Here is a 4,534-nt window from a genome sequence, read left to right as displayed (position 1 = left end):
ATTGAAAAGCCAAGTTTTCTCCTTAAAGTAGGAAAACTTGGCTTAATTGATGTCGAATAATACTTAGCGTATGTTTTCCACGTTTTTCTACCGGGACCCCTTATATGTAAAACCTTAGTTACCATAATTAGCATTCTAGGGTCTTATATAATTGATCTAGAAATATTCTAGTTGTAAACCTACTCCCACTTCCTCTATATCAGCAACTGTGGATAGAGCTATCTTAGAATGTAAATCTGTACAATGAGAAGCGTGAAGCTTATTGGGTCTAAGTTCTTTTATATACTTAACAGTGTTCTCTAATTGAAAATTTGATGGATTCAATAAGTGAAATCCTCCTATGATATCTACTATTCTTTCTTCCTCACATACTTCTTTAGCATATTCAATAATGTTACATATTCCAGAATGAGCACACCCTACCATAATAACTAGCCCTTCAGATGATTTATATACTAATGCAGTATCATCAAAAACATAATCGTCAAATTCTTCTTTTGTAGTGGCCACTTTACCGATTACTTCTTTACCTTCAAAATCAAATTTTCTTTTAATTTCACCTAAAAACACTAATTTATCAGTCAGCCAAAATGGTTGTTTAGATAAGCGAATAGGGAAATGTCTGCTTAATTTATTGTAAGATAAGATACTTCCTATCTCACCTACTGAATCCAGTAATTTGCTTTCAAAAACTAAAGGATGACCAATAATTGTAGGCGTATTATGTATTATGAGCTCACCTTTTGCTTCCATATGCAACCTAATTAAATGAGTGACTCCCCATGTATGATCGACATGTCCGTGTGATAAAGCAACCCAATCTAAGTCCCTTAGATCAATTCTCATCTTCTCTGCATTTTTTATAAAAGCATCAGAGTATCCAGTATCAAATAAAATCCGTTTATTATCCTCTTCAATAAAAAAAGAAAGTGCTGGTTCTCCGAAGAAGTAGCGATCAATCAATGTATTATTATCTACAAGTATTGATAATTTCATATAATATCCACCTTTTTTCTATATCCATCTATTATAACTAAGGTGAGGTAATTTTTGTTAATTTATAAAAATGTAGCTTTGAATCAAAGTTTGATCAAATTAATACAAGAAACCTTGATAAATGGATAAATAAAAAAGCATGTTTTGAAAAAAGATTAATCAACACATGCCCTTATACTATTTAATTGGATTATTCTTTTATAAAAAAAATTAATCATTTTTTTGTTCCTTAATCAACTAAAGCACCCGTTAGTTTAAGTACAATCCTTCACAATCTGCTTCTTTTATCAAACCAAATACATCGCAAAAATTAATAAAATCTTATTTCTATTTATTACTTAATTTAGTTTATTAGATAAATTTTCCATAATATCAACACTCATTGAACCACTATAATTATTCTGAACAATTCCTTTACTGTCAATAAAAAAGGTAGTAGGAATATTAAATACTGGATAAAGTTCATTTACCTTATTCTTTGAGTCAAGAAGAATTGGGAATGTAATATGATTTTTTTTGACAAAACCTTTGACATCTGAATTAGTGTCAATATTGACTGCCAAAATCACAACATCCTTACCCTGTTTTTTGTGAAATTTTTCGATTTCTGTCATTTCAACCTTGCAAGGATTACACCAGGTTGCCCAAAAGTTCAGTATTACCTTCTTCCCTTTAAACTCAGAAAGTGTTACTGTTTCTCCAGATAGTTTCTTTAGTTCAAAATCAGGGGCGATGGAACCCATTTTAAAACTCTTAAAATTGGCTGTTTCTTGACTCGTATTTTCGGGTTCTATCTTGTTTTCCATTGCTTTCACAATCGCTACTGTAAATAAAGTAATTAACAGAACTACTGCAATCACTTTTTTCATCATTAAGAACCCTCCTAAAGGAATTAACGCTTAATTCAATTAAAACCCTGTAAAGCCTCTAAACAAGTTATTTGTTAGAAATGAAGTAATAATAGTCATCCAATCAAAAAATAGAATAAAACCCATAATAATGGCTAAATATCCACCAAATTGGACTATACTTCGATTGTATTTTTTAATCCACGCTGACCTGCCAATAAAGAATGACATAATAAAGAACGGAATAGAAAAACCAAGTATATAAGCAGTCATATATAATAAACCCTGACCAGTATATAAACCAAGGGACATAACAGCACCTAATATCGGTCCTATGCAAGGGGTCCAGCCAGCTGCATATCCTAGTCCGATTAAAACAGATCCTAAATAACCTGATGGACGGTTTTTAAATGATATTTTCCTATCAACCATCAAGAATTTTAGTTTTAAAATACCTACAATAATCAAACCGAAAATTATTATTAAGATTGCAGCTAATTGCCTAATTAAGTCACTATACTGATAAAAAAGACTATAAAGATAGGTTGTCGATAACCCTAAAACCACAAAAATAATAGAAAAACCAACCAAAAAGAAAAAGGTATGTAGCATTGCTTTTTGATTAAATTTCTTTTTTTCATCTTTTAAGTCAGTAACTGAAACACCAGTTATATACGATAAAAATGCAGGATATAAGGGCAGACAACACGGTGATATAAAGGATAAAACTCCTGCACCAAAAGCAATAAAAACATTCAAGGAACTCATTTTTTTCTCCAAATCCTTTTTATCCTTATTTTAACACTTGTGGTTAAATAATGTTATTCGTTTAATGTTGTCTTGTTAAACTAACCTGCCCTTTAGTTCCATAAAAAAAAGCTGCCTTAAAGACAGCTCTGATCTTCAGCTAACGCACCTTTAGTTGAATAATTTTGGTACTCCACATCTAAACTTTCACAAGATAGTTTAGCTCTCCCGTCTACATTGGATACGGCTTTCTTTTCCGGAAATACTTTTTTGTATTTTAACCTTATTTATTTTAACACCATGTTCTGGAGTATCGGTCAACGTGATATGGATTCTGTCGTAGGGAACATCGCCATGATGCGCTCCATAATTTAACGCACTTGCATGAACGATATGTCTATTCTCATCCCCGTTTATTCTTTCGATTTTATCTATTTTTGGACACATGATAAAATCTGAGTAAGTTTTGTTGAGGTAGGAAAAGTATCTTGTATATAAAGTTTCTTCAAGCAATTCATCTTTGGGAGCTCCAACACTTTCATATTTCCAGCCAACTAAGAGCCAATCATACAACTCTAGCGATTTCAATCGAATTTTTATATTATTTCGGGTATATATAACCTCACCCTCTGCTATTGTGCATGTTTTTGCTTGGTTTTCGGAAATACAATTATATGCAGGTTCGATAACCGCAACATCCCCGTTTTTCATTTTTATTTTCAATATCGAGACTATGGGGGGTTTATTTAACTCTAACTCAGTTGCTCCTTCGGAATGATTTGATGTGTTTATCCATTTAACAACCTTATTGATGATTACTTCTTCATATCCATCGCTTTCCTTAAATAAACGAGATCCCCCATATAAACGGTTTACTTGAACAGATAAAACATCCCCTGTTTTTAATTTTGGTTGAATATTTGCCTTTGCTAATTGTATTGGGGAAAATAACACAGTAAACACCAGGACTAGTATGACTAACTTTTTCACGATTTAACGCCACCTCTGGATGTAAGTATTGTAGGTATTTTCCCCTTATATTAAAACTAAATACCTAAATAACAGCTGCAAACCAATGAGATTCCTATATAAAAAGGTTCGTCATTTGACAGCCTCCGTTATAGAACTCCCTCAGTTTGATACAAATATCTCTCGAATGCTCACTTATTCGCAGGATTTCATAACCCTTGTAATTGGATTTCCGGGTAATTGAAATGAGATCAGATCATTTTGGCTTCGTGAAGGCATAGTTAAATAAAGGAGCCAGCTACCACTCCATATTTTACCATATAATGTACATCTCCACGCCGCCCCTGGAGGCTATCCCTCCCATGTCTCAACGGGTCAATTGCCCTCTCATTCCTTCGTCATGCCTATCCAAGGGGTGGAGGCCAGTTATGCTAACCTTATGGGTCACAGTGCCCTTTTGTTCAAGAAACCTGGTACTCCGTACATATTTGTAATCCTACGAATAAGACAACATTCAAAATAAAGTTAACTATTTTAAAATGATACATTCTATATAACTAATGTTTTTATTTCTATGCTGCTAAAGGGATTATTACTTGGACTTTATTTGGACAGTAAGACTCATTTCGTCGAGCTATTCCTACAAAAATCCTTGCTAGTTTTCCTATCAGTTTCATGATTGACTTCATTTTCTTTATCTTCTTTACCTTCACATTATGGGAATGGATGGCTTTAAACTCAGGGTTATTCATCACAAGGCTCATAGTTGCTAAGTAGAGGAATCGTCGTAGTCTTGACCTTCCACGCTTTGAAATGACAATCTGACCTTTCCATTTGCATGAACTTGCTTCAGCTAGATGTAATCCCGCATGCCGTAATAGAGAGTTTCCGTGAGAAAAACCACTTAGATCTCCTGATTCACCCAGTATCCCGGCTAATGAAATTTCACTTATTCCTTTAATCATAAGTAGTTT

The 4,534-nt window shown here is 33.2% G+C and carries 5 protein-coding genes; all 5 read right to left on the bottom strand.

Going from position 1 to position 4,534, the window contains the following annotated elements; all coding sequences use genetic code 11:
• Positions 1-156 precede the first annotated feature (156 nt).
• Entirely contained in the window at positions 157-996 is an 840-nt protein-coding gene (locus tag N9I19_RS23960) for an MBL fold metallo-hydrolase (protein WP_317779214.1), read from the bottom strand.
• 338 nt (positions 997-1,334) lie between these two features.
• Positions 1,335-1,868 carry a peroxiredoxin family protein gene (locus N9I19_RS23955; protein ID WP_317779213.1) on the bottom strand — a complete coding sequence of 178 codons (534 nt, stop codon included), beginning with the start codon at positions 1,866-1,868 and terminating at the stop codon, positions 1,335-1,337.
• Positions 1,869-1,904: 36 nt separating this feature from the next.
• Positions 1,905-2,612 carry a cytochrome c biogenesis CcdA family protein gene (locus N9I19_RS23950; RefSeq protein ID WP_317779215.1) on the bottom strand — a complete coding sequence of 236 codons (708 nt, stop codon included), beginning with the start codon at positions 2,610-2,612 and terminating at the stop codon, positions 1,905-1,907.
• Between the two features lie 198 nt (positions 2,613-2,810).
• Positions 2,811-3,581 carry a hypothetical protein gene (locus tag N9I19_RS23945; protein ID WP_317779212.1) on the bottom strand — a complete coding sequence of 257 codons (771 nt, stop codon included), beginning with the start codon at positions 3,579-3,581 and terminating at the stop codon, positions 2,811-2,813.
• A gap of 551 nt (positions 3,582-4,132) precedes the next feature.
• The coding region (locus N9I19_RS23940) for a transposase (protein WP_317779211.1) at positions 4,133-4,534 on the bottom strand (402 nt) is incomplete at its 5' end.

It is taken from the genome of Peribacillus sp. CSMR9 (assembly GCF_033141925.1).
Taxonomy (GTDB): domain Bacteria; phylum Bacillota; class Bacilli; order Bacillales; family DSM-1321; genus Peribacillus; species Peribacillus simplex_A.
The sequence above is the reverse complement of the archived record's forward strand: the minus strand, read 5'-3'. Positions and strand labels throughout refer to the sequence as shown.